The organism is Halorubrum luteum, from assembly GCF_054652935.1.
In genome coordinates, this window is the sequence record NZ_BAAIGT010000002.1 from 273,151 (window position 1) to 299,461 (window position 26,311).

At 65.9% G+C, this 26,311-nt stretch carries 31 protein-coding genes and 1 pseudogene; 15 read left to right on the forward strand and 17 right to left on the reverse strand.

The features are described from left to right. Window positions 1-81 precede the first annotated feature (81 nt). Window positions 82-450 carry a universal stress protein gene (locus ACYQ0R_RS01360; RefSeq protein ID WP_459820543.1) on the forward strand — a complete coding sequence of 123 codons (369 nt, stop codon included), beginning with the start codon at window positions 82-84 and terminating at the stop codon, window positions 448-450. Then, window positions 447-989 carry a GNAT family N-acetyltransferase gene (locus tag ACYQ0R_RS01365; RefSeq protein WP_459820544.1) on the forward strand — a complete coding sequence of 181 codons (543 nt, stop codon included), beginning with the start codon at window positions 447-449 and terminating at the stop codon, window positions 987-989. Before ACYQ0R_RS01360 ends, ACYQ0R_RS01365 begins: the two co-directional genes overlap by 4 nt. A 56-nt stretch (window positions 990-1,045) precedes the next feature. Here the strand turns inward: ACYQ0R_RS01365 and ACYQ0R_RS01370 are convergent, their stop codons facing one another. The 6 genes and pseudogenes from ACYQ0R_RS01370 to ACYQ0R_RS01395 form a co-directional block, all read right to left on the reverse strand. After that, entirely contained in the window at window positions 1,046-1,477 is a 432-nt protein-coding gene (locus ACYQ0R_RS01370; RefSeq protein WP_459820545.1) for a universal stress protein, read from the reverse strand. 92 nt (window positions 1,478-1,569) lie between these two features. Next, window positions 1,570-2,073: a GNAT family N-acetyltransferase gene (locus ACYQ0R_RS01375; protein WP_459820547.1), complete on the reverse strand. Its 504-nt coding sequence runs from the start codon at window positions 2,071-2,073 to the stop codon at window positions 1,570-1,572. Further along, window positions 2,070-2,606, reverse strand: a complete 537-nt coding sequence (locus ACYQ0R_RS01380; protein WP_459820548.1) for a redoxin domain-containing protein — start codon at window positions 2,604-2,606, stop codon at window positions 2,070-2,072. Before ACYQ0R_RS01380 ends, ACYQ0R_RS01375 begins: the two co-directional genes overlap by 4 nt. Continuing rightward, window positions 2,603-2,809: a ubiquitin-like small modifier protein SAMP2 gene (samp2, locus tag ACYQ0R_RS01385; protein WP_459820549.1), complete on the reverse strand. Its 207-nt coding sequence runs from the start codon at window positions 2,807-2,809 to the stop codon at window positions 2,603-2,605. The genes ACYQ0R_RS01380 and samp2 overlap by 4 nt, the downstream gene beginning before the upstream one ends. 76 nt (window positions 2,810-2,885) lie before the next feature. Then, window positions 2,886-3,303: pseudogene (locus tag ACYQ0R_RS01390) on the reverse strand (Mut7-C RNAse domain-containing protein); the annotation flags it as partial. Between the two features lie 16 nt (window positions 3,304-3,319). Beyond that, on the reverse strand, window positions 3,320-5,107 hold the full coding sequence (locus ACYQ0R_RS01395; protein WP_459820550.1) for a DNA polymerase/3'-5' exonuclease PolX: 1,788 nt from the start codon (window positions 5,105-5,107) through the stop codon (window positions 3,320-3,322). Window positions 5,108-5,164: 57 nt separating this feature from the next. On the opposite strand from ACYQ0R_RS01395, the gene ACYQ0R_RS01400 reads away from it, so the two are divergent. The 3 genes from ACYQ0R_RS01400 (at window position 5,165) to ACYQ0R_RS01410 (ending at window position 6,703) form a co-directional block, all read left to right on the forward strand. Continuing rightward, the gene (locus ACYQ0R_RS01400) at window positions 5,165-5,287 is read left to right on the forward strand and encodes a hypothetical protein (RefSeq protein ID WP_459820551.1); all 123 of its coding nucleotides are present in this window, start codon (window positions 5,165-5,167) and stop codon (window positions 5,285-5,287) included. A 98-nt stretch (window positions 5,288-5,385) separates the two neighbouring features. Further along, complete coding sequence (moaA, locus tag ACYQ0R_RS01405) at window positions 5,386-6,381, forward strand: GTP 3',8-cyclase MoaA (RefSeq protein WP_459820552.1); 996 nt, start codon at window positions 5,386-5,388, stop codon at window positions 6,379-6,381. A 112-nt stretch (window positions 6,382-6,493) separates the two neighbouring features. Continuing rightward, window positions 6,494-6,703: a DUF7979 domain-containing protein gene (locus ACYQ0R_RS01410; RefSeq protein WP_459820553.1), complete on the forward strand. Its 210-nt coding sequence runs from the start codon at window positions 6,494-6,496 to the stop codon at window positions 6,701-6,703. Between the two features lie 986 nt (window positions 6,704-7,689). Here the strand turns inward: ACYQ0R_RS01410 and ACYQ0R_RS01415 are convergent. Further along, the gene (locus ACYQ0R_RS01415; RefSeq protein WP_459820554.1) at window positions 7,690-9,024 is read right to left on the reverse strand and encodes a HEAT repeat domain-containing protein; all 1,335 of its coding nucleotides are present in this window, start codon (window positions 9,022-9,024) and stop codon (window positions 7,690-7,692) included. Window positions 9,025-9,119: 95 nt separating this feature from the next. Next, a complete protein-coding gene (cmk, locus tag ACYQ0R_RS01420; protein ID WP_459820555.1) occupies window positions 9,120-9,734 on the reverse strand; it encodes a (d)CMP kinase in 615 nt (204 codons plus the stop codon). 123 nt (window positions 9,735-9,857) lie between these two features. Between cmk and ACYQ0R_RS01425 the strand changes: the two genes are divergently transcribed. The 3 genes from ACYQ0R_RS01425 to ACYQ0R_RS01435 all read left to right on the forward strand — a co-directional run bounded on the left by ACYQ0R_RS01425 (window position 9,858) and on the right by ACYQ0R_RS01435 (window position 14,165). After that, window positions 9,858-12,656: an ATP-dependent helicase gene (locus ACYQ0R_RS01425; RefSeq protein ID WP_459820556.1), complete on the forward strand. Its 2,799-nt coding sequence runs from the start codon at window positions 9,858-9,860 to the stop codon at window positions 12,654-12,656. Between the two features lie 136 nt (window positions 12,657-12,792). Beyond that, window positions 12,793-12,921 (forward strand): AbrB/MazE/SpoVT family DNA-binding domain-containing protein, encoded by a 129-nt coding sequence (locus ACYQ0R_RS01430; RefSeq protein ID WP_411799027.1) that lies wholly within the window; start codon window positions 12,793-12,795, stop codon window positions 12,919-12,921. A gap of 5 nt (window positions 12,922-12,926) precedes the next feature. Beyond that, window positions 12,927-14,165, forward strand: coding sequence for an RNA-guided endonuclease InsQ/TnpB family protein (locus tag ACYQ0R_RS01435; RefSeq protein WP_459820557.1), 1,239 nt, complete (start codon window positions 12,927-12,929; stop codon window positions 14,163-14,165). 61 nt (window positions 14,166-14,226) lie between these two features. Here ACYQ0R_RS01435 and ACYQ0R_RS01440 read toward each other — a convergent pair whose 3' ends face one another. The 9 genes from ACYQ0R_RS01440 to ACYQ0R_RS01480 form a co-directional block, all read right to left on the reverse strand. After that, window positions 14,227-14,982, reverse strand: coding sequence for an ABC transporter permease (locus ACYQ0R_RS01440; RefSeq protein WP_459820558.1), 756 nt, complete (start codon window positions 14,980-14,982; stop codon window positions 14,227-14,229). Continuing rightward, the gene (locus ACYQ0R_RS01445; RefSeq protein WP_459820559.1) at window positions 14,979-16,025 is read right to left on the reverse strand and encodes an ABC transporter ATP-binding protein; all 1,047 of its coding nucleotides are present in this window, start codon (window positions 16,023-16,025) and stop codon (window positions 14,979-14,981) included. Before ACYQ0R_RS01445 ends, ACYQ0R_RS01440 begins: the two co-directional genes overlap by 4 nt. 139 nt (window positions 16,026-16,164) lie before the next feature. Further along, the gene (locus tag ACYQ0R_RS01450; protein ID WP_459820560.1) at window positions 16,165-16,443 is read right to left on the reverse strand and encodes a DUF7314 family protein; all 279 of its coding nucleotides are present in this window, start codon (window positions 16,441-16,443) and stop codon (window positions 16,165-16,167) included. Between the two features lie 4 nt (window positions 16,444-16,447). Next, complete coding sequence (locus ACYQ0R_RS01455) at window positions 16,448-16,879, reverse strand: DUF7315 family membrane protein (protein ID WP_459820561.1); 432 nt, start codon at window positions 16,877-16,879, stop codon at window positions 16,448-16,450. Window positions 16,880-16,937: 58 nt separating this feature from the next. Further along, window positions 16,938-17,786 (reverse strand): cytochrome b family protein, encoded by an 849-nt coding sequence (locus ACYQ0R_RS01460; protein WP_459820562.1) that lies wholly within the window; start codon window positions 17,784-17,786, stop codon window positions 16,938-16,940. 4 nt (window positions 17,787-17,790) lie between these two features. Continuing rightward, window positions 17,791-18,600, reverse strand: coding sequence for a cytochrome b (locus tag ACYQ0R_RS01465; RefSeq protein ID WP_459820563.1), 810 nt, complete (start codon window positions 18,598-18,600; stop codon window positions 17,791-17,793). Window positions 18,601-18,607: 7 nt separating this feature from the next. Further along, entirely contained in the window at window positions 18,608-18,997 is a 390-nt protein-coding gene (locus ACYQ0R_RS01470) for a DUF7318 family protein (RefSeq protein ID WP_459820564.1), read from the reverse strand. Beyond that, complete coding sequence (locus ACYQ0R_RS01475) at window positions 18,994-19,644, reverse strand: halocyanin domain-containing protein (RefSeq protein ID WP_459820565.1); 651 nt, start codon at window positions 19,642-19,644, stop codon at window positions 18,994-18,996. Before ACYQ0R_RS01475 ends, ACYQ0R_RS01470 begins: the two co-directional genes overlap by 4 nt. Before the next feature lie 97 nt (window positions 19,645-19,741). Then, window positions 19,742-20,605 carry a DUF7319 domain-containing protein gene (locus ACYQ0R_RS01480; RefSeq protein ID WP_459820567.1) on the reverse strand — a complete coding sequence of 288 codons (864 nt, stop codon included), beginning with the start codon at window positions 20,603-20,605 and terminating at the stop codon, window positions 19,742-19,744. A 103-nt stretch (window positions 20,606-20,708) separates the two neighbouring features. On the opposite strand from ACYQ0R_RS01480, the gene ACYQ0R_RS01485 reads away from it, so the two are divergent. The 7 genes from ACYQ0R_RS01485 (at window position 20,709) to ACYQ0R_RS01515 (ending at window position 26,297) form a co-directional block, all read left to right on the forward strand. Further along, window positions 20,709-21,194, forward strand: coding sequence for a DUF7321 family protein (locus ACYQ0R_RS01485; RefSeq protein ID WP_459820569.1), 486 nt, complete (start codon window positions 20,709-20,711; stop codon window positions 21,192-21,194). A 74-nt stretch (window positions 21,195-21,268) separates the two neighbouring features. Continuing rightward, window positions 21,269-21,889, forward strand: coding sequence for an HAD family hydrolase (locus tag ACYQ0R_RS01490; RefSeq protein ID WP_459820571.1), 621 nt, complete (start codon window positions 21,269-21,271; stop codon window positions 21,887-21,889). Further along, the gene (gene cbiB / locus ACYQ0R_RS01495; protein WP_459820572.1) at window positions 21,886-22,830 is read left to right on the forward strand and encodes an adenosylcobinamide-phosphate synthase CbiB; all 945 of its coding nucleotides are present in this window, start codon (window positions 21,886-21,888) and stop codon (window positions 22,828-22,830) included. The genes ACYQ0R_RS01490 and cbiB overlap by 4 nt, the downstream gene beginning before the upstream one ends. After that, window positions 22,827-23,660 (forward strand): adenosylcobinamide-GDP ribazoletransferase, encoded by an 834-nt coding sequence (gene cobS / locus ACYQ0R_RS01500; RefSeq protein WP_459820574.1) that lies wholly within the window; start codon window positions 22,827-22,829, stop codon window positions 23,658-23,660. Before cbiB ends, cobS begins: the two co-directional genes overlap by 4 nt. Continuing rightward, window positions 23,645-24,331, forward strand: a complete 687-nt coding sequence (locus ACYQ0R_RS01505) for an NTP transferase domain-containing protein (protein WP_459820576.1) — start codon at window positions 23,645-23,647, stop codon at window positions 24,329-24,331. Before cobS ends, ACYQ0R_RS01505 begins: the two co-directional genes overlap by 16 nt. A 149-nt stretch (window positions 24,332-24,480) precedes the next feature. Next, complete coding sequence (locus ACYQ0R_RS01510; RefSeq protein ID WP_459820578.1) at window positions 24,481-25,488, forward strand: threonine-phosphate decarboxylase; 1,008 nt, start codon at window positions 24,481-24,483, stop codon at window positions 25,486-25,488. Further along, complete coding sequence (locus ACYQ0R_RS01515; RefSeq protein ID WP_459820580.1) at window positions 25,485-26,297, forward strand: adenosylcobinamide amidohydrolase; 813 nt, start codon at window positions 25,485-25,487, stop codon at window positions 26,295-26,297. The genes ACYQ0R_RS01510 and ACYQ0R_RS01515 overlap by 4 nt, the downstream gene beginning before the upstream one ends. The last annotated feature ends 14 nt before the right edge of the window (window positions 26,298-26,311 follow it).

Genomic DNA, 26,311 nt, shown 5'->3' on the forward strand with positions numbered 1-26,311 from the left:
AGGGTTGTCGGTGCGATTGCCGTCCTCCGGTCGTTGTCGACGTGAGAACCCTTTTTTACCTCGCCGGTGGACGTGGATGTCATGAAGGTACTCTGCGGGATCGGCGGCAGCGCGGACTCGCTGCATGCGCTCGAGCGGACGGTCGATCGGGCCGCGGCCGCCGGCGACGACTTGACGATCGCGGTTGTCGACAATCCGGACTCCGAACGGTCGCCGGAGCAACTCGTTGCGGAGGCCGAGCAGGCCGTCGAGGCTGCGGGGATCGACGCGGAGATACGGCGGATCGAGGGCGACCCCGGAAGCCGGATCGTCGATATCGCCGAAAGCGAGGGATTCGACGAGATCGTGTTGGGCGGCGGCCAGCGGAGCCCGATGGGGAAGATAACGATCGGAACGATCGCCGAGTTCGTGCTGTTGAACGCCACGACGTCGGTGACACTGGTCAGATGACCGATCGGAGATTCCCCGACACGGTCGCGGGAACGTTCCCCGACCCGCCAACGGAGTTCACCGATCGAGAGGGCCGAACCGTCGAGATACGGGCGTACGACGGCTCCGAAGAGACGTACGAGGCACTCGTCGACATGTACGAGGCGTTCGACCCTGCCGACCGCGCACAGGGGATTCCGCCGGGCGGCAAAGCGCGAATCCGCGGGTGGCTCGAGTCGATCCTCGATGCGGACTGCCTCAACGTGCTCGCGTGGTGTGGCGACGAGGTTGCGGGCCACGCGACGCTGGTCCCCGACGAGGAGGACGTGTACGAACTCGCGATATTCGTCCATCAGGAGTATCAGGAGGCTGGGATCGGAACCAAACTCATTCGCGGGCTGCTCGGCTACGGACAGGCGGAGGGAGTTGCCAAAGTCTGGCTCACCGTCGAGCGATGGAACCGCGCGGCAGTGGCGCTGTACAAAAAGATCGGGTTCGAGACGACGGGTGCGGAGAGCTTCGAGATGGAGATGTCGCTCCGGCTCAACGATTCGACGTAGCCCGGACCACTCTCCGGCATACGAGATAAAACGCTCGCCGGATCCGTCGGTCGCGACTACCGGATTACGGTGACAGGAACGTTTGCCTTTCCGACGACGCTTTTCGCGACGCTCCCGACCACCTGCTCGTGTTCCTCGGAGAGCCCACGGTGACCGATGAAGATCGCGTCGGCTCCGGTTTCGTCTGCGTAGGCGGCGATCCGTTCGGCGGGCCGCCCGGCGAGCAGTTCCGTCTCGACGTTCACGTCGCCGTCAAGATTCTCGGCGGTCTCGGTGGCCAGCTCTCGGGCGTTATCGAGCGCTCGTTCGCCGAGTTCGATCGACTGGTCGTCGCCCGGTAACACGAGTTCGCCGTTGATGAACTCCGTTTCGGGCGTGAGCACGTGAACGACCTCGAGTGTGGCGTCGAACGCGGCCGCCTGCGTGGCGGCGTACTCGACCGCATCGTCCGATTCATCGGAGCCATCGGTGGCGACTATGTAGCGCATACGTGCCGCTACGACCCCCGCCGAAAAAACGTTCACCTTCGTGTGAATTGGAAACACACGGCACATCCGTCCGGCTGCCCGACGAGCGCCGCTCACTCGGTCGTATCCACCCGCAGAACGCCCCATCGTCGATCGTCGCCATCCGCCACGACGTCGTCGCCGCTGTGTGGGTCAATTTCAAATCCGAGGTCGGTATAGAACCGCTCGATCGAGGAGTCGAACGCCGCTGTCACCCGCTGTATCCGGGGATGGCGGACCGCGTGGGCAACCGCGTCGGCGACGAGTGCGGATCCGATCCCGCGACCGCGACGTTCGCGTCGGACCGCAAGCGCAGTCACGTGCAGACGACCCGGCTCCGGCCGGCTCGTGACGAGCGCCCCGACGACTGCTTCGGTTCGCTCGGCGCGGGCGACGAACACGTCACCGGCATCGATCCGGTCGGCGAGACCGTCGGCGTCGACCGAAAGCATCGCGGCGTCGAGCACTCGGAGCACGTCGAGTCGGTCGTCGCCCGCCGGCGCCTCGACGGAGATTCCGTCCGGAGGTTCGGCCGGTCCCGGTGGCGTCGCCCGCGAGCGATCCCTCCCGTCTGTCACGCGAACTTCTCGACCTCCCGGAGAAGCACGTCGATGTCGGGCCAGTCCGCGGCCGACTCGCCGGCGTATCGCCACAGTTCCGCTGGATCGTCCCGAAGATCTACGAGCACCACGAGCGGAAGCCGTCCGATCAGGTCGATCCGACGTCCGAGGCGTCCGAACCGCGTCGGCTGGTCGTACATATCGGCGACCTCACCGTCGGGGTCGGCGAGCGTCGGCAGGGGCGTCTCGCGTGCCTCGGCCCACGCCGCGGCGCGAGCTTTCGACTCCGGAAGCACCGAGACGACGGCGACATCGCGCGCGCGAAACGCGTCAAGCTGACGTGCCATCCGGAGGGCCTGCCGGCGGCAGTTCCCGCTGAAATGGTCACGATGGAAGAGGAGGACTGCCATGACGGCGTCAAGCTCGGAGAGCGTGAGCGGATCCGGACCGGGACCGCCGTTCTGAAGCGTGAACTCCGCCGCCGCAGTCGTCGGCGCTCCCGAGGATTCGTCCGTGGCTTCCGGCCGGCCGTCGGTTCCCGCTTTCGTCACGCCGACCCTCCTTTTATTAGCCGAAGCAGCGCGACGCGCTCGGCGTCGACCGCTCCGTCACCGGGGACCGGCGAGCCGTCGACGAGGATCGACGCCTCCTGCGGGTGGAAACCGACCGCGCGGATCAGGTCGGCATACGTCGCGTCGTCGTCGACGACGCAGTCGTGTTCGTCGCCGCCGACCACGTCGACCGTCACGTGCATGTCGACCCGTACGCCGCCGATCCGGGTTAATCGCTCGATCCGACCCCGTTGTCCTCCGCAGCGTCCGCCACGCACGGGGTCGACCGTCGGTCGGCGGTTCGTCCACGCGGTCCAGCCGCCCGTTACAGGCCCCACATCTTCGGGGCTCAGCGGGGATCGACCGGTAACCCGGACGCAGCCACCTCGTAAAGCTGGTCGAGCACGTCCAGCTCGGTCACCAACACGGCGTCGTCGGTGGCGGCCGCAAGCTCGCGGTCGCGCGTGATCAGGACTCGGTCTTCGTCGTCCGCGACCGCGCGCAGCCGCCCGTCGGCCTCGATCTCCCGATCCAACGCGTAGGCGGCGTCGTATCCACAGATACGGAGGTGTCTGGCGAGCGATCCACACATCGCGTCGACGAGGACCCGAGGACGAGGCGGTGCATCGGAGCCGTCCGTCGCCGCTGGATCATCCGTCGCCGCTGGATCATCTGTCGTCCGGCGTTCATCGGACATCTCGGTGGCACCTCCGTCAGTCGTCCAGAAACGCGCGGAGCTTCTCGACGCCCCACGTGTTGAGCACGTCGGCTCGTTCGGCCCAGCCACGCCGGGCGGTGTGGACGCCGTATCGGACGTTGTCGAACTCACGGGGGGAGTGGGCGTCGGTGTTTATCGCGATCGACGCGCCCGCGTCGATAGCGGCGCGAACCGCCTCACCGTGCGCGTCGAGTCGCGCCGGGTTGGCGTTCACCTCGATGGCGGTTCCGGCAGCGGCGGCCGCCGCCGCGACGGTCTCGAAATCCGGCGCGAGCCCCTCACGGCTGTTGAGGATGCGGCCGGTCGGGTGGCCGAGCACGTCGACGTGCGGATGCTCGACGGCGCGAACGAGCCGTTCGGTGGCGGCGTTGGCGTCCGCGTCGAGCGCGGAGTGTGGCGACGCGACGACGATGTCCAGATCGGCTAGCGTGTCGTCGTCGGTAGTGATCGCGCCATCAGCGTCGATGTTCGCCTCGATACCGTGGAACACCTCGATGTCGGCTTCCGCTGCGACCTCGGCAACGGCGTCCGCCTGCGACGCGATCGCCATCTCGTCGAGCCCGGTGTTCCCGAAGATCCCGGGACCAGCCGCATGATCCGTGACGGCGTGATACGTGTATCCACGTTCGGCCGCGGCGGCGACCATCTCGGCGATCGTGTAGCTTCCGTCAGACCAGTCCGTGTGGGTGTGGAGATCACCCGCAACGTCGTCGGTCTCGACGAGCGTCGGGAGCGCGTCATCGGCTGCAGCCTCGATCTCCCCAGCGTTCTCGCGGAGCTCGGGCGGCACCCACGCCATCCCGAGCGCCTCGTACACCCCCCGTTCGGTTTCGCCCGCAACCCGAACGCCAGCGCGCTCAGGCGCGTCCGATGCAGGTTCGTCTGCGTCGCCGTCGCCAGGTTCGCCTGCGTCACCGTCGCCGACCTCGAACACTCCGTACTCGTTCACTTTCAGGCCGCGGTCGATCGCGCGGTTACGGACCGCGACGTTGTGCGCTTTCGACCCGGTGAAGTACTGAAGCGCCGCGCCGAACTCCGTCTCGTCGACGACGCGGAGATCGACGCGGACACCGTCGGTTCGGACGCTCGCTTTGCCCGTCCCGGCCTCGATCGTCGCGTCCGCGTCGGACCAGTCGGTGAACGCCGCCACCACCGCTTCCCCATCATCGCTCGCGACGAGCACGTCGACGTCGCCGATCGTATCCTTCCACCGACGGATCGAGCCGCACACCTCGACGTCCACGACGCCGTCGACGTCGGTAAGGTACGACAGCGCCGCGTCCGCGATCGGGCGAGCGTCGCCGAGACGGGTCCGCTTCCGCGCTTCGCGAGCGAACGGGATGTTGTCGAGGATGTTCGCCTCAGTCTTCTTACCGAACCCCTTGATCTCGCGTATCTCGTTGGCCTCCGCGGCGGTTTCGAGCTCGTCGAGCGTCGTGATCTCCAGCTCGCGGTACAGCGTTCCGACGGTTTTCGGGCCGACGCCCTCGACGGCGGTGAGCGCGTCGATGTCGACGGGGAGCTCGGCGCGGAGCTCACTCAGCTCCTCGACGGCACCGGTCTCGAAGTACTCGACGATCTTCGACGCGATCGCATCGCCGACGCGGTCGATCTCGGCGACGGCCGCCTCTCCTTCGCCGGCGAGGTTCTCGACTGGCGCGGGGTGGTCGCGAACGTTTTCGGCCGCGCGCCGGTAGGCGGTCGGCTTGTACTCGACGCCCGTCGCCTCGAGGCGGTCGGCGAACTCCTCTAACAGCGCCGCCACCTCGTCATTTCGACTCATTACACGCTCGTTCGGCTCGACGTCCCTTATATGTGGGTCCGACTGACGTTTCGACCGATGTCACCGACGGCCGACTCGCCAGGGATCACCGACGTGGTCGTGGTCGTGTTCCTCGCGGAGCGCTCGTTCCCGAACGAACCCGCGCGATCGAAGGTGTGTATTCGAGCCGAATCCTTTTAACCGACGTATTTCGGCAACTGAACGTAGTAATCTTCAGCGGTTACGTAGATGCGCGAACGACCCGGTTATTTAAGCACACATGTGTGCTTCCTTCTGTTATGAGCGGCCCACTCGCGGACGAGTTCGGTCGGGAGGTGACGGGAGTTCGGGTGTCTCTCACCGATCGTTGTAACTTCGACTGTATCTACTGTCACAACGAGGGACTAGGCGACACGCGGGGTCCGATGGAGCCGGGTGAAGACGAGATGGGAACGGATGACGTCGTCAGATTCCTGGAGGTCGTCGAGGAGTACGGCGTACGAAAGGTGAAGTTCACCGGCGGCGAGCCGATGCTCCGCGAGGACCTGGAAGAGATCGTCCGAAGAACCCCCGACTCGATGGAGGTGTCGATGACGACGAACGGGACGTTCCTCCCCGGTCGAGCAGCGGATCTTCGAGCCGCCGGCCTCGACCGCGTCAACGTGTCACAGGACGCACTCGATCCGGACGACTTCGCGGCGGTGACCAAGTCGGGAGCGTACGAGCAGGTACTCGAGGGAGTGCGATCGGCCGTCGATGCCGGACTCGACCCGGTGAAGCTCAACATGGTCGTGTTCACCCACACCGCCGGATACGTCGAGGAGATGGTCGACCACGTCGCCGAAAACGAGGGGTTACAGCTGCAGCTCATCGAGTACATGCCCGAGCTCACTGGACGGCCGGAGTGGAACATCGACATCGGACGCGTCCACGACTGGCTCGAAGAGAAGGCCGATCGCGTCGAACGTCGCGAGATGCACGACAGAAAACGGTACTTCATCGGCACCGACGCCGACGGCTCCGGCGGCGGCATGGTCGAGATCGTCGATCCGGTCGAAAACGAGGAGTTCTGTGCCAGCTGCGGTCGCGTTCGCGTGACCCACGAGGGGTATCTAAAGGGGTGTCTCAATCGCAACGACGACCTGCAGTCGATGGGCGAGATGAGCCGCGAGGAGATCGCCGAAACGTTCGAGACGGTCGTCGCGAATCGGGTGCCGTACTACGGGGAGTACCTGGTCGAGAACGGTGACGGCGAGTACGAGATCAACGAGAAGTATCTCAAAGCGCCGGTGTAGCTGTACGGTCGCTGGTGACTCCGTCGGATACCGGATATTCAAAACTCGTTGTATACGACACATCTCGCTGGGCGGCGGAGCTTTTATGATTTTTCATGTTATATGGTGTCACATGTCAGTATCGGAGCCGCGAATGCGACTGCGTCGAACCGGAACACCACCGCCGGAAGCCCGGATCCACCACTTCGACGAGCTCTCGGAGGAGACACAAAACGCCGTTTGCAAGGCGGCCGGGCGGCCTCGGACGGTTTCCCAAGCCGCGGATCTCGAGGATGGCGACGTGGTGAAATTCACCGACTACTACCGCGTCCGGTCGCGGTAGGTTGTAGGTTGTGTTGGCGGGATATTATAGAATCCTTGTTATGGTGTGGATTCCACGATCGCGTGCCCGGATCAGCCGTGCGACGTCGCGTGTGTCGTGCTCGATCTCGGGCGTATATTGTGCAGTGTGAGTTCGAGTAGATGGTTATAAAGGCTCACTCGATGTGGAGAAGAGCGATATATAAGTGAGCGGTGGAGAGGAGACTCCCTCGGAAGCCCCAGCCGCGACGGCTCGCGCGGCTCGCTGCGCGCTTCGGTCGCTTCGCTCCCTGCAGTGCTTTCGTCGCCGTGCGTCGCCCTCGCGGCTGCCCCTTCCAGTCCCACCCGACCGCACCGCAGCCTCGGACCACCCCAGCCTCGACCGGAGGGGCCGCCGGAACCGCTCGGCGGCCCCTCCGGTCTCCCTCGCGCGCTCGCTCACGGGCCTGCGGCCCGCTCGCGGCGCGCGCCACCGCAACCACAAGCAAAACATTGTTCGTTTATCAGGCGACTGCGGGCGGTCGGCGCGCGCCTCCGAGCGCCCTTTCTAGGGCGCGAGGAGCGCGTGCGAGGGAGGCGGCGGCGAGCGCGGAACGCGCGAGCCGCCGACGAGGCTGGGGAGGCGTGAGGTGCGGTTGCGGTGCGGTCGGGTGGGGTTGAAAGGGGCAGCCGTGATCCCCGCGAGCGGAGCGAGCGGGGGCTCGGGAGACGCAGTCTCCCGGTGGGGCGACGCCCGCCGCAGTAAGCACCGCAGGGAGTGAACGCAGTGAGCGACCGAGGAGCGCAGCAAGGCGCGCGAGCCGTCGCGGCTGGGGCTTTCGGATCGTTCGTCGCGGAGCTATCGCTCTCGCGACTCACTTATAAATGAACACCAACCCCTCCACGGTATCGCTTATAAACCACCCATCCACCCTCGTGAGCGACGTACGCCCGACATCGATCACGAACCACGCAGCGTCACGCGAGTGATTCAGGTATGCGATCATGGTGGACACCATGCCAAGTATTCTATGCGGAGGGTGCGGCCGCATCGAGCGTCTCCGCCGCTTTCTCGGCCTCGGTCTGGATCATAAACGAACGCTCGTCGCCGTACTCCGCGACGGGTTCTATCGCCTCCTGGGTGCCGATCTGACGGAGTGCCCATCCGGCGGCCGCTCTGACGTCGTCAGAGTCGTCCGTTTCGAGCACGTCCACGAGCGGCGCGACCGCCCGCGTGTCGCCGATCAGTCCGAGCGCGCGTGCGGCATGTGGGCGGACGAGCGGCTCGATCTCCTCGTCGTCGCCCGCCAGCTTGTTCGCTATCGGCTGGACCGCCTCCTCCGCGCCGATCTCGCCGAGCGCCTTGAACGTCGCCTTCTGGAGTCCCGGGTTCGAGTCCTCGTCCACGTAGTCGAGAAGCGTCTCGACCGCGTCCTCGGCTGCCATCTTGCCGAGGATCCGGATCGCGAACTCGTCACGCTTGCCAGCGCGGCCGATCATCTCCTCGACCGCGTCCTCGGTGTGTGCCCGCTTTCCCATCCGTTCGAGCGCTTCCAGACAGTGACGCTCCATGAAGTCCGACTGCAGGGAGTCGAGCGCGAGCAACACCATATCGACGTTGCCGCGCTGTTCGTGTTCTTTCAGTGCGGCCCACTCGACGGGGAAGTCCTTGTAATGGCCGAGCACGTCGTAGTACCCTTGCGCGCGGAGCTGCTCGTGCGTCTCCAGGTCGTCCCACTCCTCTGCGTCGTCGAGATCGCCGTCGAGCGCATCCGTCGCCTCGAGGAGCGTGGCGATCGCATCCGCGTCGGCGTCGGGGTCGAGCCCCGCGTCGCCAACGCCGTCCGCGACCGCTTCGAGCGCGGCCACCAGCGCTTCGATCTCGTCGCCATCGAGACTCACGTCGACGTCGAGCACCTCCCCGACGTCGGCCGCGAACGACTCGACTGCCTCCGCCACGTCGTCGATCCCGTCCGCGGTCCACTCCGTCTCCTCGACCGTCGCCGTTGCGGTCTCGATCTCGTCGACGACATCCTCGGCGTACGGACCGCGGTTCTCCTCGACGCCGTCCCGAAGGTCGCCGATCCGGTCTTCCAGATCCGCGCGGGGATCGTCGGCATCCTCGTCGTCCTCGTCCGGCTCCGGGAGGTCGGCCTCGGAGAGGGCGTCCTCGGCGTCGTCGAGTAGCGCGTCGACGTCATCGAGATCGGCCTCAGTCTCGGCGTCGTCCAGAAGCGCTTCGATCTCGTCGAGATACTCCGTTAGCGACTCCTCGGTTGCCTCCTCGGGGCGGGCCGGTGCGGCCGTCTCGTCCGCGGCGTCCGCCTCCTCGGGGGCGTCCTCCGCGTCGTCGCCGTTGCTCATATACGTTGAATCTGCGCGCGTAGTCCATTAAGTCGTTTCCCTTCGTGGCGGCCCCCACGACCGCGACACCCTCGATCGAGGAAGCTGTCCGACGGTCAGATATCGAACTCGGGCGTCTCGAACGCACCCTCATCGTGCTGGACGTCGTAGCGATCGATCGCGGTCAACACCAGTTCGACCGTCGACTCGGGGTCCCACCGGCCGGTGTTTATCGTGAGGTCGTAGATCGACCGGTCGCTGAGGTCGATGCCGTAGTACGACTCGTAGCGTTTCGCCTCGATCACCTCCCGAACCTGCATCTCGGAGGTCATCTCCTCGCGGTCAAGCGTTCGGTCCGCGCGCACGTCTTCGGGCGCGTCGAGCCAGATCCTGACGTCCGCCCGGTTGCCCGCGATCCACCCGGCAAGCCGAGATTCGAGCACGAACGCGTTGTTGGCCGTCCCCCACTGCTCGGCGATCCGGCGCAGCCGCCGGTCGAGCGCGCGGTCGATCTCCTCCGACTCGCTCGTCTTTGCGATCAGCTGTGAGAGGCTCATGTCCCGCTCCTCGGCGATCTCGCGGAACAGCTCGCCGCCCGAGACGTAACCGCAGTCCATCGCCCCCGCGAGCCGCTCCGTCAGGGTCGTCGCCCCGCAGCCCGGCGGCCCGGAGACGGTGACAAAGAGATTCGTGTCGATGCTTCGGTCCGCCGGCTCCGCGTAGCCCGTCATACGGCTGGTCGAACGACACCCGTTCGGATAAACCGGGCGATCAGCACAAAAATCGGACGGTTGTCGGTACGGATCGGGCGACCCACACAACCGATTTGGGCCCGCGACCCCACGGTCGATCCAGTGACGGCACGCCACGGCGACGCCACGCCGCGAGCACTGCTCCGATCGCTTGCAACCGACAGCGGACCGCTCGCGGCCGACCGCGATCTCGGGTTCGATCCGGAGACGGTTCCGATAGCCGACGGCGACGTTCTCGAGACGCTCTCGCCGGCGGTTCGTCGCTGGTGGGTTCGCGAGTTCGGCGCACACGTCGCGGAGAACGGCGGGTTTTTCACCCCGCCACAGCGCGAGGCGATCCCCCGGATCGACGCGGGGCGGAACTGTCTCGTTGCCGCGCCAACCGGAAGCGGAAAGACGCTGTCGGCGTTCACGGCGATCCTCGCCGACCTGTTCGAGCGGGAGACTGCGGGGGAACTGGACGATTCCGTCTACTGTCTGTACGTCTCGCCGCTGAAGTCGCTCGCGAACGACATTACCCGAAACCTCGACACGCCGTTGTCGGGGATCGCGGCGGAGCTGTCCGACGCGGGTTACGATCCGGACGTTCGGCAGGCGATCCGCCACGGCGACACGAGCGACGCGGACCGACAAGCGATGCTCGAGGAGCCGCCACACGTCCTCAACACAACTCCCGAGACGTTGGCGATCCTGCTCAACGCCCCGAAGTTCAGAACGAAGCTCGAGACGGTCGAGTACGTCGTCGTCGACGAGATCCACGCGCTCGCCGCGAACAAGCGCGGCACCCATCTCGCCGTCTCGCTGGAGCGACTCGAGGAGCTCGTCGACGACTCACCGACTCGAATCGGCTGTTCCGCGACCGTCGAACCGCTCGACGAGATCGCCGACTTCCTCGTCGGCCGCGAACGCGTTTCCGGCTCCGTCGGTGACGCCGACGGATTCGAGCCCCGCGACTGTGAGCTGGTCGACACGCGGTTCGTTCGGGAGTTCGACCTCGAGCTCCGGACGCCGGCGGCGGATCTGGTACACACCCCGCGTTCTGTCGTCACCGACCGCTTCTACGAGGCGCTCGACGAGCTGATCCGCGAGCATACGAACACGCTCGTGTTCACCAACTCCCGCTCGGGGGCGGAACGCGTCCTCAGAGACCTCAGGGAGCGGTACGAGTACGACGAGTCGAACTCCGGTTGCCACCACGGGAGCCTCGGCGCGGAGCAGCGGACGCGCGTCGAGGAGGGGCTCAAAGCCGGCACCCTCGACGTCGTCACCACGTCGACGAGCCTCGAGCTCGGGATCGATATGCCACACCTCGATCTCGTCGTCCAGATCGGCTCGCCGAAGTCCGTCGCGGCGCTGCTCCAGCGAGTCGGTCGCGCAGGACACCGCCCAGGAGCGACGGTCGAGGGGCGCGTGTTCGCGCTCGACCGCGACGAGCTCGTCGAATGTGCGACGATGCTTGCGCGGGCCGAGGAGGGGTTCATCGATCGGGTGTTTCTCCCCGAGAACGCCGCTGATGTCGCCGCACAGCACGTGTACGGCATGGCGATCAATCGTGTCCGACCGGACCGCGAGATTCGGGAGGTGCTCCGACGGGCGTACCCGTACCGTGCGTTCGACGAGGAGGCGTACGAGCGGCTCCTGTGTTATCTCACGGCGGAGTACGACGGCCTGGAGGAGAAGAACGTGTACGCGAAGGTGTGGCGCGACGAGAACGACCCGCCCGGCGGCGACCACCATCACGAGACGTTTCCCGTCGGCGAGACGCTCGTCGGTAAACGCGGCCGACTGGCCCGAGTCATCTACATGACGAACGTCGGGACGATACCCGACTCGTTCACCTGTGACGTGTTTACCCGGGACGACGAGTGGGTCGGAACGCTCGACGAAACGTACCTCGACACGCTGGAGCCGGGCGATACGTTCGCGCTCGGCGGCGAGCGGTTCTCGTTCCGCTATCGGCGCGGCTCGAAGGTGTACGTCGACCGGACGAGCGAGCGTCCGACCGTTCCATCGTGGTACGCCGAGCGGCTCCCGCTGTCCGCCGACCTCGGCCGCGAAGTGTTACGGTTTCGTGCCGAGCTGCTCGACCGGTTGACTGCGGACGGACCGCCGGCGGTCCGCGAGTGGCTTCGAGAGCTCCCCCTCGACGAGAACGCGGTACGCGCGATCACGCGGATGTTCGACGAACAGCGACGGTACGCCGGCGTGAAGTCGGTGTCGACGCCGGACCGACTCGTCGTCGAGGAGGAGCTCGACCGGAGCGCGTACAAGCGGCGATACTACGTGCACTCGAACTACGGTCGGCGGTTCAACGACGGGCTCTCCAGACTCGTGGCTGCCGAGTGTGCGGCGCGAACCACCACCAACGTCGCGGTCGCGGTCGCCGACAACGGGTTCAGCATCTCGGTGCCGCTCAATCGAAAGCCGGACGTTGCCGGCGTTTTACGACGGCTCGATCCGTCGACCGTCCGTGCCGACCTCCGGGACGCGCTCCGTGGGACCGATCTCCTGCAGCGCTACTTCCGGATCAACGCCGGGCGGTCGCTGCTGATCCTGAAACGGTATAAGGGGTACGAGAAGAGTGCGGCCGAACAGCAGGTGTCCGCGGAGATGCTGCTGTCGTTCGCCCACGATCTCGAGGAGTTCGCCGTGACGGAGGAAACGTACCGCGAGCTGTTAGAGGAGAAGCTCGACGTCGACGGGATCGTGGACGTGCTGTCGCGGATCGAGGCTGGCGAGCTTGCGATCGTCGACCACACCGTCGACTCCCCGACGCCGCTCGCGTTCGGGCTCGCGACGCTCGTCGACTCGGACGTCGTTCTGGCCGACGACGAGTTGGCCGTACTCCGGGAGTTCCACGAGCGGGTGACGAACGAGATCGAGGGCGATCTCGACCCGTGAACGCCGGAACACCACGCCTCCGCGTCACAGACGAGCCGGTGTACAAGCGGTACAAGGCGACTGCCCCGGGGCTTGACCCCGGGGTTGAAGCCGACAATACACAATCCTTAATACAATTGAGTATGAATAAATAGCAATGAGTTCGATGGAATGCTACCCGAAACTCAGAGAACGCGGACAAGTCACAATCCCAGAAGAGGTCCGCGAAGGACTTGATCTGGAAGAAGGCGACCAGCTACAACTCACTGTTGAAAAACTCGACTAACAACGATGAAACACACGCTTCGCTTCCGTGCATACCTGCCCGACGACGTGGCAAGCGAAGCGTGGCACCAGATCGACATCCTCCGGCAGATTCGTAACCATGCCGTGCGGGACTACTACGGCAGTAACTACAACGACCGGCCATCTGACTACGACCAACACAGCAAACTCAAACAATGGGCAAACCAGTGGCCGACGTTTGCCGAACCCTCTCAACACGCAGCTCAACAAGCTATCAGCCAAATTCACAGCGATCTTGACACGCTCCAAGAACGGCGAAACGAAGGCTACGGTGTTGGGCGGCTCAAATGGCAAGGTGCAGGGGAATTTCGGTCGGTGTCGTACAATCAATCCAGTCGCTTCAACGTGGATCACAACACGGGCGACGACCGATTCGTACGACTCCGACTCGAAAAGATTGGCTGGTTTAAGATTCGGGCAGAACGCGACGTACCACCAGCAGACGACATTGACGAGGTAATCCTCAAAAAAGAGACAACCGGTAAGTGGTACGTCTCACTCGTGATCACCGTCGAAGAGACGCCAGAGAAACCGCCACTCAGTGAGATTGAACCCGAAGACTGCGTGGGTGTTGACCTCGGCATCACCAGCTACATCCACACCTCGGAAAACCTGTCTGTGGATACGCTCGACCTGTCCGACGAGTACGACCGCTATGCACGCGAACAGCGGAAACTCGCCCGGAAAGAACACGGCTCCAACAATTGGGGCGAGCAACGCCGAAAAGTAGCCCAAGCAAAACGAGCAATCAAGCGGAAGGTCGAAGATTTCCAGCACAAGTTGACGACGTGGCTCGTCAAAGAGTACGACGTTGTGGCTGTCGAAGACTTGGATGTGAAGCCGATGCTGGAAACGAGCCAGAACGCGAAAAACAAGCAGGACGCTGCGTGGTCAGGGTTTATCGAGTTGCTGGAGTACAAAGCTGACCTACACGGTACACACGTTGAACCAGTTGATCCAGACGGAACGAGCAAAGAGTGTTCAGTTTGTGGCGTCGAGACAGCCAAGCCAATCTGGGTACGTGAACACTCCTGTCCGGCGTGCGGCCATACCGAGGACCGCGATCTGAACGCGGCGAAGAATATTCTTTATCGTGGATTGAAGCAGTTAGGGGTGGGACGCTCCGAATCAACGCCTGTGCAGACTGCGCTCCCTACGTTCACACCTCAGCGAGAGGCTGTGAATGCAAAGCGCGTCGTTGAAGCAGGAAGCCCCGGGGCTTGACCCCGGGGTGCGTTCACGTCGGCGAACGGCGGTTGCCTCGTGTGTGCCGGCTCGGTGCGGATCAGTCGGTCCGGGGAATCGCGTACGCGCCAACCGTGAGAAAGGCGACGGCGAGTGCGGAGAGCACGGCGAGGTCACCGATCCACGCGCCCGGCTCGTAGGTGATCGCCCTGGTTCCACGGGCGAAGTACGTCAACGGCGAGGCTGCGACCGCCGGGAGAAACCACCCGGGAAGCAGTTCGGGTGGCACGAACGTCTCCGAGAGAAAAAGCAGCGGCAGCGCGACGGTGTTGCTCGCCGCTATCACGCCGTCCTGAGAGTCCGCAAGCGCTCCCAACACGGCACCGAACCCGCAAAACAGCGCGACGCCGATCGCGACGAACAGTGGCAGCGCCGCCAGCGCCGGCGTCACCGGAAGCGTCGCGTCCGTCACCGCAAGAACGAGCCCGAGAATCAACAGACTCGCAGCCCCGATGATCGCAACGTTCACGAGCGTGTGGGCGACGAGCCACTCCGTTCGAGTCAGCGGGGTCGTCGCGAGCTTCTCGAACCGCCCTCCGTCACGGTGCCGAGCGATCTCGGAGCCGACGCGCGAGAGCGGGGTGAACAGCACGACGACCGCGAGGTAGCCGGGAATGTAGTACCCTGCGGGCTCGGCGAACAGCCCGCCCCCCGTGGGCTGTGTCCGAACCAGGGCACCGAAGATGACGACGAGAATAACGGGGAAAAAGAAGGTGAAAAACACCGCCGTTCGCCGGCGGAGGAACGAGCGAGCGGAGGCGATCGTCTCCGCGCGGATGCGACCGATACGGCTCATTCGTCATCCTCCGCCGTGTTCGCGGACGCTTCCCTCCGCACGGTCTCGCCGCCGTCGGATTCGGTCCGTCCGGCACCCTCGTCCTGCTCGCCTCGTGGCGTGTACTCCTCGCCGGTGAGGCGAAGATACACGTCCTCGAGGGATGGCTCGCTCCACGTCAGCGACTCGAACGTGAGCCCGACGCCCTCCAACGCGTCGACTGCACCTCCGATCTCCTCCGGCCGCACCCCGACGAACCGCAGTCCGCCGTCCGTGGCGTCGACATCCACGCGCGCCGAGAGCCGATCCACCGCCTCGCAGCTCGGGGGACGCGAAAGCGAAACGTCCAGTCGCGGCCGCCCACCGTGTTCGCTAATAAGTGCGTCGGGGGCCCCGCTCGCGACGATGCGGCCGTCACGCAGCAACGCGACACGGTCGGCCAGCCGTTCCACCTCGTCCATGGCGTGACTCGTAAGAAACACGGTCGTCCCGCTTTCCGCCAGCCGTTCGATCAACCGATGCAGCGCTCGCCGTCCCGCCGGATCGATCCCCGTCGTCGGCTCGTCCAGAAAGAGGAGATCCGGGTCGTTCACGAGCGCGGTCGCGACGCAGGTCCGACGCTTTTGTCCCCCCGACAGCGTCTCGTACCACGCGTCCGCGTCGTCCGCCATCCCGACATCACGGAGTACGCCGTCGACGTCTCGGGCGTCGTCGTACAGCCCGCCGTAGTACGCCACGAGCTCGCGGGCGGTGAGCCGCGCTGGCGGGTCGAACGACTGGGGCAGTAGCCCGACTCGGGCCGGATCGACCGCCCGCGGATCCGCTCCGAACACGCGGACCGTTCCCTCGAACGCTGTGGTTCCGGTGAGCGCACGCACCAGCGTCGTCTTGCCGGCTCCGTTCGGGCCGATGAGTCCGAACACCTCCCCGGGGTTGACGATGAGGTCGACGCCATCGACCGCATCGACATCGCCGTACGACCGTCGCACGCCGTCGGCGACGATAGCCGCGCCGTCGCCGTCTGGGACGCTCGGTCCCTCGTCAGCGACCGCCGTATGCTGCATACCCGATCCGTGCATCCGGGCGGGCCTAAGGGTTCCTTTTCAGTACGGGCGGGCCGGCGTTCCGACAAGCGATCGGGGTCGGGTCGTCTCCCGACGGCGACGGCGCGGCCACGGCTGCGCCGGACACTGTCCGGATCGGTCAGTTCGCAGCGTCGGCGTCCTCGGAGAGCATCTCGCGAAGCTCACGGCTCGCAGGGACCAGCACCCAGAAGGTGAGCGCACCGATGATCATGAGCCAGAAGAACACGTCCCCGGCGAGGATCCCGATCTCCTCGTAGACGCTCTGTGCGGCCCGCGGGTCGGCGAACAGCTGGTCGACTTGATAGAAGCTCGGCGTACGGTACCAGCCCGCGAACGTGAGCCACCCGAGCCCCCCGAGGGTGAACAGGGCGAGGCCCTTCATGAACTCGTCTGCCATTGGATTACTCTTCGCCGGAGTCCTCTTGAGCCTTTCCCATTCCCTGGGCTCGAAACCGCGTTCCGAGCACGTATATCGCCGTTCCGAGCAGGATCGAGGCGACGCCGGCGATCGCCAGAAGCGCCGTCACGACGTCCTCCGCGAGCCCGAGCCCGAACGCCTCCAAAAGGAACACGATCGTCGTCCGGACGAAGCTGATCTGCAGCGTCGCCGCGTCGATGAGCGTAAAGCCGACGAAGTACGTTGCGACGGCAACGAGCGTCGAGAACACGACGACCGTCTTGTACAGCCGCAACGGAACGACGATCTCTCGCCCGTCCGGTCCGATCCGCGGTCCGACGGGCTCGTTTCGCGGGTCGTCGGTGTCGTCAGTCGCGATCGGATCGCCGGTCTCGTCGACGGCCTGAAAATCGTCGTGCGTGTCTGAGTTCGACATCGGATTGGGATCGAGTGCGGTCGAAAACGGCGGACGCGAAGCGGCGGTACCGTTCGTCCTACTTCGGCGGGCGGAGCATGTAGTACCGCCGGTTGAGGTCGTACATGTACCCCTCTCGCATCGTCTTCAACACGGCGTACGTGATCACCCCGCCGAGGACCGGCAGCAGGAACACGAGGTTGATCAGCAGTTCGAGCTCCATCGGCACGAGATTCTGGATGGCGAGGATGCCGATCGTGACCGAGAAGATCACGCCGGCGACGCCGACGGCCGCCCAGAACGGCTGCTCGACCGGCCGGCGAGCACTCCCCTTGTTCAGGAACGGAACGAGCGTGATGATCCCGAACACGACGCCGTGGGCGAGGAGCCCGTACAGCTCGTCGGAGACGATCTTCTCGCCGCCCAGCAGCGCGATCTCGGGATTGATCGGGTCGAGGTGTAACAGGCCGAACGACCAGTAGAGGTACCAGTCGGGCAGGATGATAGCCGGCGTTGATCCGGGATTCGCCGGCGCACCGAAATGCGGCGGCAGAACTGCTGAGACGAGCAGCATGATCCCGACGAAGAAGCTCGTGATCGCGAGGTTTCGAATCGTCTCGTGGGGCCACGTCGGAAAGCCCAACACGTCGCGCTCGACGTACGTCGACTCCGTACGGAGGTCCTCGTCCTCGCGGCGAGCCCGCTCGAAGTACTGATACGTGAGCTGAGAGAGCCCCTGTGAGCGCTCCTTCCGCTCGCTCCACGTGGGCGTCTCGTCGTCCGGCGGGATCGTCGCTGGCGCGCCGCCGTCCGTGCGCGGCGAGTCGTCGGTTCCGCCGTCGGTGCGTGCTTGCTCGTCGGTTCCGCCGTCGGTGCGTGCCCGCTCGTCACCGGGCGAGTCGGTCGTAGTGTGGTTGTCGTCGGTCATTGGCTTAGTGCGGCTCCGCGATCCCCTGCACCCAGACGATGCCGACGTGGAGCGCGATGAGCGCCGTCACCACGAACGGCAGGATGAACACGTGCAGGATGTACATTCTCACGAGCGTCGCCTGCCCGAGCGTGAATCCGCCGAACAGTAGCTGTGCCGCCCACTCGCCCACGAGGGGCGTCGCGAGCGCCATTTCGACGCCGATCTGTGCCGCCCAGAACGACAGCTGCTTCCACGGCAGGACGTAGCCGGAGAAGCCGAAAAGCAGCGTCAGGCCGATGAGCACGATGCCGAGGATCCAGTTGACCTCTCGGGGCTCCTTGTAGGAGCCGGTGAAGTACACCCGCAGCATATGCAGGAACACCGCCGCCACCATGAACTGGGCGGACCAACGGTGGATCGACCGGAGCATGAACCCGAACTGCACGTCCTGCATGATCTCGACCACTGAGTCGTACGCGGCCGTCGGGTCGCCCTGTGCCACGGCACCCGCGGTCGACGGCGAGTAGTAGAACCCAAGCAGCGCGCCCGAGACCGCCGCGACCAGGTACGCGATGATCGACAGCGATCCGAGCGAGTACAGGGGGTACCAGTACCAGAACTTGTTGTCCAGATCGTACTGTTCGGTGTGGCTCTTCGGCATCTGGAGGTTCGCACGGTAGTACATCGTCTCCAGCAGCTCGAGGTAGTCGACGATGCGGAGGCGCTTGTCCAGCCAGATGAGCGTGGTGAGGAACGCGGTCTCGATGACCGTCAGATCCTGATTTTTGAGCCACGCGTTGTGGTCCATCTCGTCACGTTTTTTCAGACTCATTGAGATATCACCGCTTGTAGTAGGGGTACACCGCGCGCTTCACCGTCTCCCAGGCGTTGCCCCCTTCCAGTTCAACGCCGTCTTTGTCCTCCTCGCGGACGTACAGGTCCTCCCACTTGCGCCGGCGTTTCTTCACTATCATCACGTCCGGGAGGAACTCCTTACGGTACAACAGCAGGATGAAGCTGAGGTCGATGAAGATCAGCGCGAGTAGCGCGCCCATGTACATGTTGCCGAACTCCGTCGTCGCCCAGCCGAACATCAACCCGTAGACGAACAGGAACACGAACACGACCTCGATGATCGTGAGTAGCACGATGGCGATGGCGGCCGCCGTGCTCTCGCGGGCCGGCTCGTACCGATGGATGTCGCCGTACGAGGAGCCGCCGGAGCTCATTGGTTCCCTCCGTGGCCGGTGTGAGCCGACTCACCGTACTTGAGCATGTAGAACGTGAACACGAACGTCAACACGATGCCGAACACCGACGCGACGCCGACCCAGTGGGCGTGGATCGGCACGCCCCACTGGCCGGGGTCCTCCGGCCAGCCGTCGTCCGGCCCGGCCTCGAGCACCGGCACGTCGTCGCCGACGGCGACCGCCCCGAACATGTTGACGCCGCGGTGGGGTGTACAGACGTAGCCGCTTCGACCGCCCTCCTCGAAGGTGTGCTCGTACTCGTACCCCTCCTCGTCGAGCGGATCCCCGCTGTCGAACGAGTGTTCGTTGTCGAAGTCCGCGTTCTCCTCGTCGACGACGACGTTGTGTGCGCCGCCCTCGCCGGTCCACACCCAGCGAACCGTCGTTCCCTCGTCTATCCAGATTCCGGCCGGCGAGAACGCGAGGTTCCCGCCGTTTCCTTCCGCGCCGACGTCGACGACGACCTCGTCCTGGCCGCGGAGGTCCCGTATGCCTCCGTCGACGCCGTCGAGGTAGCCCTCGAAGTCGGGGCCTTCCTCGGCCGCGACCGTACCGGTCGCTGCGGTCGTGGCGGCGACCGCGGCGGTGGCACCGCCGGCCGTTCGCACGAATTCCCGCCGTTTCATACAACACACCGTCAGGACGGGTCGCGCTTAAACCCACCGACTAACGACGGTCGATGGGTACAGCGTAACTCCCCTGAGTCGGCCGATATTCGACGTTTCAGGAGTCGGGCTCGTGTGCGTCAGCGTCCGGCGGCGTCCGCTCGGCGTCAGTCGTCGGTTGGCTCGGCTCGTCACCAAGAGGTGGTCCTCGGCCCTCCGAAGCGCCGTCGTCGACCGGGACGAACTCCGGACGCGTCTCCATCTCACGGAGCGTCCGGAGCCGGTTTCGGTACTCCTCCGCTCGGAAGCGGTCGGAGAGTCGGGCGTTCGCAACCATCGCGAACAGAAACACCCCGACGAAAAGAAACAGGATGGCGATCGCCGGCGCGATGATCGTCTCCACACCGAGGAAGATCCACGCGCCGAGCAGCGCCGCGCCGGCGACGAGCTGGACTGCGGCGACGATCTGCATCATGAGGTTGCCGAACTCGCCGGATCCTTCCGGCACCGTGTCGGGATGCGGCAGCGACCAGTCATCCGGCGGCTCCGGGACGTCGTAGCTCTCCATCGCCGCGAGCGCGATCACCGGTTCGACGTCTCGTCGCACGGTTCCCTGACCGGCCACCGACCCGTCCGGGCCGACCATCGCGTACCCCTCGTCGGAGTAGACGAGCACGCGCTCGGTGCCGTCCTCGCGGACGCGCTCGAGGATCCCGAACAGCTCACGGCTCGCGATCCGCGTTTTCAGTTCTGCTTCGACGCGGTCGAGCAGTTCGTCACCGGTGATCCACGTCTCGGGGTCGAAGACGGCGTCCCACTCGTCCGCGCTCATCCGGGCCATGTCGGACGGGCCGAACTCGTCGAAGTCGTACTCGGCTTCGACCCGTTTCCGAAGCTCGTCGAGGTCGGCGTCCATCTCCTCCATGGAGGAGCCGCTCCGCGCGTCGACGGGGTCGTCCGAACGCGTCGAGGCGTCGTCCATCGCTCGAACGTACGGTCCCCGGAGGGTAACCGTTTTGGTCCGACCCGTCGGGCGTGCATCTCGGATCGGGGAGTTTTACGCGCTACGGCCCGTACGACTGTGCATGGTCGACGAGTCGGTCATCGCGGCGATCGCGGCGCTGTCGGTGACCGCGAGCTTGCCGTTCCTGTTGTACGGTGCGTGGATCATGATCGACGCCGAAACGGTGTCGTGGTCAGTGCTCACACATCATCTCAAATACGTCACTGTCGGACTCGTTCTCACGACCGTACCGCTCGTGACATGGATGCTTCCACGGATTCTCGGGCAGATGACCGGCGATGCGGTGATCCACGCGTTCTTCGGAATCCAAGCGTACGCGCTTCTGGTGTTCGCGCTGACGGGGATCGTCCGTATCTTTCAGGCGAAATGGAACGCCGACGCGTACCACGACCCGGACGCGGACATCGACGAGCTCCACGAGAACATGGGCCACTGGCGGAGCCGGCTTCGTGTCGGCGTCGTCGGGTTCATGGTTCTGTGGCTCTGCGCGTGGCTGTCCGGGCTGTACCGGTTCTACACGCTGCATCTCGTTCCGATGATCGTTTGATCGTCGTGAGGGCTTGGTGGGACGCTGCGTGGACCGACAGCTTCAATCCCGTTTTCCACGTAGCATGAGCCATCGTGGCAGTTACGTTCGATCTGTTCGGCACGCTCGTCGAGGTCGAGTACCCGTCGGACCCGGCGGAGGCCGTCGCCAGACAGCTGGAATCACGGGGTATCGATGTCCCCGACGACTGGCACGTCGCGTACGGCGAGATCCACGTCGACGCGCCGGCTGGTGCGGAGACGCCGCTCCCGGCCCACGTCGCTCGCGCGCTCGACTCCCGGGGCATCGAGGTATCGGAGAACGCGGCCAGACACGCGGTCGTCGCCGCCTTTGACCCGGTAGTCACCCGACGGGAGGGCGCGTTGGAGGCCGTTCGAGCGGCCGGCAAGCGCGGCCCGGTGGGGCTGCTCTCGAACTGTGCGGTTCCGGAGCTTGTTCCGCGCGCGCTGATCCGGTCGAACCTCCGCGGCGAGTTCGACGCGACCGTGACGAGCGTCGGCTGCGGCTGGCGGAAGCCACACGCGAAGGCGTTCGAGGCGATCGCAAACGCGCTCGGCGTCGAGCCCGCCGCGCTCACCCACGTCGGTGACGACGTGACGGCCGATGGCGGCGTCGTCGACGTCGGGGGGCGATTCATCGACGTGACGAACACGCCCCTCGAGACGCTGGAAGCCGAGCTGGAGGCCGAGCCGTGAGCCTCGCGGCGGGGGGTGCCATCGTGCTCGCCGCCGCACTCGACCGGACGTTTTCCGAGCCGCCCCGACGGCTCCATCCCGTGGCGTGGCTGGGGAGCGTCGTTCATCGTCTCGACGACCGGCTCCCGGAGTCGCGCGCGGTCGGCGTCGCGGTCGCGGTCGTCGTTCCGCTGTCGTTTGCGAGCGTGGCGGCGCTCGTCGTCTGGTTTAGCGGTCGGATCGATCCGCGACTTTCCCTGCTCGTTGCGGCGACCGTCCTCTTCGTCAGTTCGAGCCGGCGGATGCTCGTCGACGTCGCGACCAACGTAATCGATCTCGTTGCGACGGATCTGGCGTCGGCTCGCCACGAACTTCGCGCACTCGCCGGCCGGGATCCATCCGGCCTCTCGCCGGCACAGCTCCGGTCCGCAGCCGTCGAGAGCGCGGCCGAGAACCTCGCTGACGGACTGCTCGCGCCGCTTTTCGCGTTCGCAGCGGTCGCGATTCTCGCGGCCGCCGTCGGTGCACCGATACCGCTCGTGGTCGGAGGCGCTGCGGGTGCCGCGGCGTGGATTAAAGCCGTCAACACTCTCGATTCGATGCTCGGATACCGTGATCGTCGACTGGGCTGGGCAGCCGCCAGACTCGACGACGCCATCATGTGGGTACCCGCCCGCGCAGCCGCGCTGCTGATCGCGGTCGTCGGCACGCCACGGTGTGTCCGACGAACGCTGTGCCGGGCTCGCGAGGCCGCAAGCGTTCCGTCGTCGCCAAACTCCGGATGGCCGATGGCGACGTTGGCGACCGTTCTTGGAGTCCGGCTCGAGAAGCCCGGCGCGTACGTGCTGGCACCGGATCGACGGCTCCCGACCGCGGCCGAGGCTCGCGAGGGGATCCGGATCGTCTCTCGAGCCGGCTGGCTCGGCGTCGGCACAACGGTAATGTTGGTGATCGCGGCATGACCGACGACGTGACCGATCCATCAGCATCCGACGACACACGACTGCCGCCCGCCAGTCCGATTCCCGCCCTTCGGGGCGCGATCACGTTTCTGACACGGATTCCGGTTCCGGGAGGGGACGGGTCGGACTGGCACGCGTTCCGCCGGTCGCCGTGGACGTTTCCGGTCGTCGGTGCGGTCATCGGTGGGGTCGCCGGACTCGCCTTTCTCGCGCCGTCCGCGTGGACTGCCGCGGCGCTGTATCTCCTCGCCGTGTACCTCCTCGGTGGTATCACCCACGCTGACGGTCTCGCGGATCTCGGCGACGCCGTCGCGGCACACGATCCGGACCGCCGGGTCGAACTGTTGCGGGATGCCGCACTCGGTGTCGGTGGCGCGCTGGCGCTTGCGGTGACGCTGCTCGTGACGACGCTCGGTGCGCTGGCGCTCGCGACGGGGTTCGTCGGTGGAGGCGGCGGAAGCGTCACGGGCACCGCCGCATTCCGGATCGTCCTCGCCGCGGAGGTCGGCGCGAAGGCGGGGATGGCGCTGTTGGCGTGTTTCGGCTCGTCCGCCCACGAAGGGCTCGGATCGGCAGTCGCGGACGATATCGGACCGCGCTCGTTCGTGCCCGTCGCGCTGTTGTCCGTGACGGTGCTTCTTGCTCCACCGACGGGGGCGTTTCCGGCGCTCGTGGCCGCGCTTCTCGCAGGACCGGCCGTCGCCGCGCTACTCCTCGTCCGCGTCCGTCCGTGGCTCGGTGGGATCAGCGGCGACGTGCTCGGTGCGACGAACGAGATCGGACGAGCAGTCGCGCTTCACGCGGGGGTGGTCGTGTGGGCGATCCTGTAGCCACCCGCCCGTCGGAGCCCGGGATCACGGACGCGGTGCTGCTCTGTGGCGGTCGAGGCACGCGGCTCGGCACGGAAACCGAGAAGCCGCTCGTACCGGTCGACGGTCGGCCGATGGTCCACCGCGTTCTCGACGCGATCGCCCGGAGTCGGATCCGGCGCGTCGTGGCGGTGAGCTCGCCGCACACGCCGTCGACGACGGCGACGATGGAGGAGCTGTCCGCGGGGGAGCTAGAACCGGCACGACTCGTCTCCAACGTCGTCGTCGGCTCCGGCGAGGGGTACGTGGACGACCTGAACCGCGGGCTCGATGCGGTCGACGGGCCGGCGCTCACGGTTACCGCCGACCTTCCGTTGCTCCGTACACGTGACGTTGCGGATGTGATCGAGGCAGCGGTCGGTTCCGACGATGATTGCGGGTCGGCTCACACGGCGAACGACCGAGGACTCGTTGACTCCGTCTCCATCTGTGTGCCGGTGTCGCTGAAGCGGACACTGGGTGCAAGCGTCGATACGTCCGTTACACACGACGGGAACGACGTCGCTCCGACCGGTTTGAACGTCGTTGGGTCGGGCGAAGACACGGTCGTCGTCCGGCGGAGCAAGTCGCTCGCGATCAACGTGAACCGGCCGCGTGACCTCGCTCTCGCCCGACGGATCGCGTCGGAGTGAATCGATGCACGCAACCCGACGGTCACTCGCGTCTCGGTCCGGATCGGTACGACTTGCCACTGCGCACTCATCTTCCCCAAACATGACAGACGTTTCAGGATCGTGCCATGACGAGCGTTTTAGTAGGCTCGTCGATATGTCATGCACATATGGACCCACACGCGCTGGATACTGCGAGTCGCGTCCGACACGGCGGAACGAGCGATCCGCACGTGATCGACTTCAGCGCGAACACGAACCCGGAAACGCCTCCCGGGGTGACGGCCGTGTACGACGCGGCCCTCGGCGGGGCCCGTCGGTATCCCGCGGACGATTACGGGGAGTTTCGGGCCGCCGCGTCCGACTACGTCGACTGTGATCCGACGGAAGTGATCCCGACCGCGGGCGCGATGGCGGGGATCCGGCTGCTGTTCTCGATGGTCGTCGACGCCGGATCGACCGTGGTCGTGCCGGAGCCGTCGTTCGGCGAGTATGCTCACGAAGTCCGGATTCAGGGTGGTGAGACGGTCGGCGTCGATCACGACCGGATCGCGGACGTCGACCCGGCCGGCCACGAGATGGTTGTCGTCTGTCGGCCGAACAACCCGACCGGCGAAGCGGTCGATATCGGGCCGCTTCGCGACCTCGCCGAGCGCTGTCGATCGGCGGGAGCGACGCTGTTCGTCGACGAGGCGTTTCTCGACTTCACGCCCCGACGATCGATCGCTGGCGAGCCCGGCGTCGTCGTCGCCCGATCGCTTACCAAAGTGTTCGGGCTTCCCGGCCTTCGAGCGGGGTTCCTCGTGGCGGTCGGTCGAACGCGGGATCGACTCGACGTCTGTCGGCCGGCGTGGGGGATGTCGACCCCGGCGTGTGACGTTGGGACGCACTGTCTTCGCAACGAGGAGTTCGTCGTTCGGACCCGTCAGCGGGTCGCAAGCGAGCGCGAACGGCTCCGAGAGCGTCTCGCTTCCCGGTGGGAACTGTTCCCGTCTGACGCTCCGTTCCTGCTCATCGACGTGGGCGAGGACGACCCCTGTGACGTGCTGGACGCTGCTCGGCAGGGCGGCGTCGCGATCCGCGACGCCCGGACGTTCACGGGGCTCGACAACCACGTTCGAACCGCGGTCCGCAGACCGGACGAGAACGACCGCCTGCTCTCCGCGCTCGACGTATGAGTCTCCGGGTCGACCTCGCGGACGACGTCTGTCGGTGCCGGCTCCGCGGGGGTCTGTTCCTCTCGACTGGCTTCGACGGCGGCGTCCGCGAGGCCGACGCCGCGTACAACGTCACCGTTCCCGACGGATGGGGTGATGCCGGCGTTCGTGACCTCCGGTCGTACGTCGATGAACGGCTCTCGGACGCCGGGTTCCCGACCGATCCGGCGGCCCCGGCCCTCCTCACCGGCGTCGCCCAGCGCCACGCCAGAGTAGCCCGTCTCGACGGCGTGGCGGTCGTCGCGACCGCAGGACTCTCCAATCCGGCGGCGCTGCCGGTCGATGTCGACGCATCGCGGGCCGACTTCGACGCTGCTCCGGCCGACTCCGAGGACGCTGCCGAAACGGAGACAAAAGCAACTGACGATTCACCCCACCGGCCACCCGGCACCGTGAACCTCGTGGTTGGGACGAATCGGGATCTCGCGCCGGGCGCGCTCGCGAACCTCGTCGCGATCGTCGCGGAGGCGAAAGCGGCGACGCTGCTCGCGACGACCGGCTTTCCTGGAACGACGAGCGACGCTATCGTCGTCGCGACCGACCCCTCCGGCGAGCATGCGAGGTTCTCGGGGGCGGCGACCCGGCTCGGGGCGGCAACCCGAACCTGCGTCCGCGACGCGACGCTCGGGTCGCTCGGGTCGCGGTACAGCGACGGGGACGCGACGATCCCGGACGCCGTGGATGATGCCGACCACGGCATCGTCACTGACGAGAGATCAGTCGTCTCGCGCGTCGCACCCCCTACCGACGCCGACGATACAGATCCCTAGCGTCCGTCGGTCAC

Bases quoted from the DNA above. Each gene is read 5' to 3' on its own strand.
- ACYQ0R_RS01360 (WP_459820543.1), top strand. From the start codon at position 82: ATGAAGGTACTCTGCGGGATCGGCGGCAGCGCGGACTCGCTGCATGCG.
- ACYQ0R_RS01365 (WP_459820544.1), top strand. From the start codon at position 447: ATGACCGATCGGAGATTCCCCGACACGGTCGCGGGAACGTTCCCCGAC.
- ACYQ0R_RS01370 (WP_459820545.1), bottom strand. From the start codon at position 1,477: ATGCGCTACATAGTCGCCACCGATGGCTCCGATGAATCGGACGATGCG.
- samp2 (WP_459820549.1), bottom strand. From the start codon at position 2,809: ATGCACGTGACGGTCGACGTGGTCGGCGGCGACGAACACGACTGCGTC.
- ACYQ0R_RS01395 (WP_459820550.1), bottom strand. From the start codon at position 5,107: ATGAGTCGAAATGACGAGGTGGCGGCGCTGTTAGAGGAGTTCGCCGAC.
- ACYQ0R_RS01400 (WP_459820551.1), top strand. From the start codon at position 5,165: ATGTCACCGACGGCCGACTCGCCAGGGATCACCGACGTGGTCGTGGTC.
- moaA (WP_459820552.1), top strand. From the start codon at position 5,386: ATGAGCGGCCCACTCGCGGACGAGTTCGGTCGGGAGGTGACGGGAGTT.
- ACYQ0R_RS01410 (WP_459820553.1), top strand. From the start codon at position 6,494: ATGTCAGTATCGGAGCCGCGAATGCGACTGCGTCGAACCGGAACACCA.
- ACYQ0R_RS01415 (WP_459820554.1), bottom strand. From the start codon at position 9,024: ATGAGCAACGGCGACGACGCGGAGGACGCCCCCGAGGAGGCGGACGCC.
- cmk (WP_459820555.1), bottom strand. From the start codon at position 9,734: ATGACGGGCTACGCGGAGCCGGCGGACCGAAGCATCGACACGAATCTC.
- ACYQ0R_RS01430 (WP_411799027.1), top strand. From the start codon at position 12,793: ATGAGTTCGATGGAATGCTACCCGAAACTCAGAGAACGCGGACAAGTC.
- ACYQ0R_RS01435 (WP_459820557.1), top strand. From the start codon at position 12,927: ATGAAACACACGCTTCGCTTCCGTGCATACCTGCCCGACGACGTGGCA.
- ACYQ0R_RS01440 (WP_459820558.1), bottom strand. From the start codon at position 14,982: ATGAGCCGTATCGGTCGCATCCGCGCGGAGACGATCGCCTCCGCTCGC.
- ACYQ0R_RS01445 (WP_459820559.1), bottom strand. From the start codon at position 16,025: ATGCAGCATACGGCGGTCGCTGACGAGGGACCGAGCGTCCCAGACGGC.
- ACYQ0R_RS01450 (WP_459820560.1), bottom strand. From the start codon at position 16,443: ATGGCAGACGAGTTCATGAAGGGCCTCGCCCTGTTCACCCTCGGGGGG.
- ACYQ0R_RS01455 (WP_459820561.1), bottom strand. From the start codon at position 16,879: ATGTCGAACTCAGACACGCACGACGATTTTCAGGCCGTCGACGAGACC.
- ACYQ0R_RS01460 (WP_459820562.1), bottom strand. From the start codon at position 17,786: ATGACCGACGACAACCACACTACGACCGACTCGCCCGGTGACGAGCGG.
- ACYQ0R_RS01465 (WP_459820563.1), bottom strand. From the start codon at position 18,600: ATGAGTCTGAAAAAACGTGACGAGATGGACCACAACGCGTGGCTCAAA.
- ACYQ0R_RS01470 (WP_459820564.1), bottom strand. From the start codon at position 18,997: ATGAGCTCCGGCGGCTCCTCGTACGGCGACATCCATCGGTACGAGCCG.
- ACYQ0R_RS01475 (WP_459820565.1), bottom strand. From the start codon at position 19,644: ATGAAACGGCGGGAATTCGTGCGAACGGCCGGCGGTGCCACCGCCGCG.
- ACYQ0R_RS01480 (WP_459820567.1), bottom strand. From the start codon at position 20,605: ATGGACGACGCCTCGACGCGTTCGGACGACCCCGTCGACGCGCGGAGC.
- ACYQ0R_RS01485 (WP_459820569.1), top strand. From the start codon at position 20,709: ATGGTCGACGAGTCGGTCATCGCGGCGATCGCGGCGCTGTCGGTGACC.
- cobS (WP_459820574.1), top strand. From the start codon at position 22,827: ATGACCGACGACGTGACCGATCCATCAGCATCCGACGACACACGACTG.
- ACYQ0R_RS01510 (WP_459820578.1), top strand. From the start codon at position 24,481: ATGGACCCACACGCGCTGGATACTGCGAGTCGCGTCCGACACGGCGGA.
- ACYQ0R_RS01515 (WP_459820580.1), top strand. From the start codon at position 25,485: ATGAGTCTCCGGGTCGACCTCGCGGACGACGTCTGTCGGTGCCGGCTC.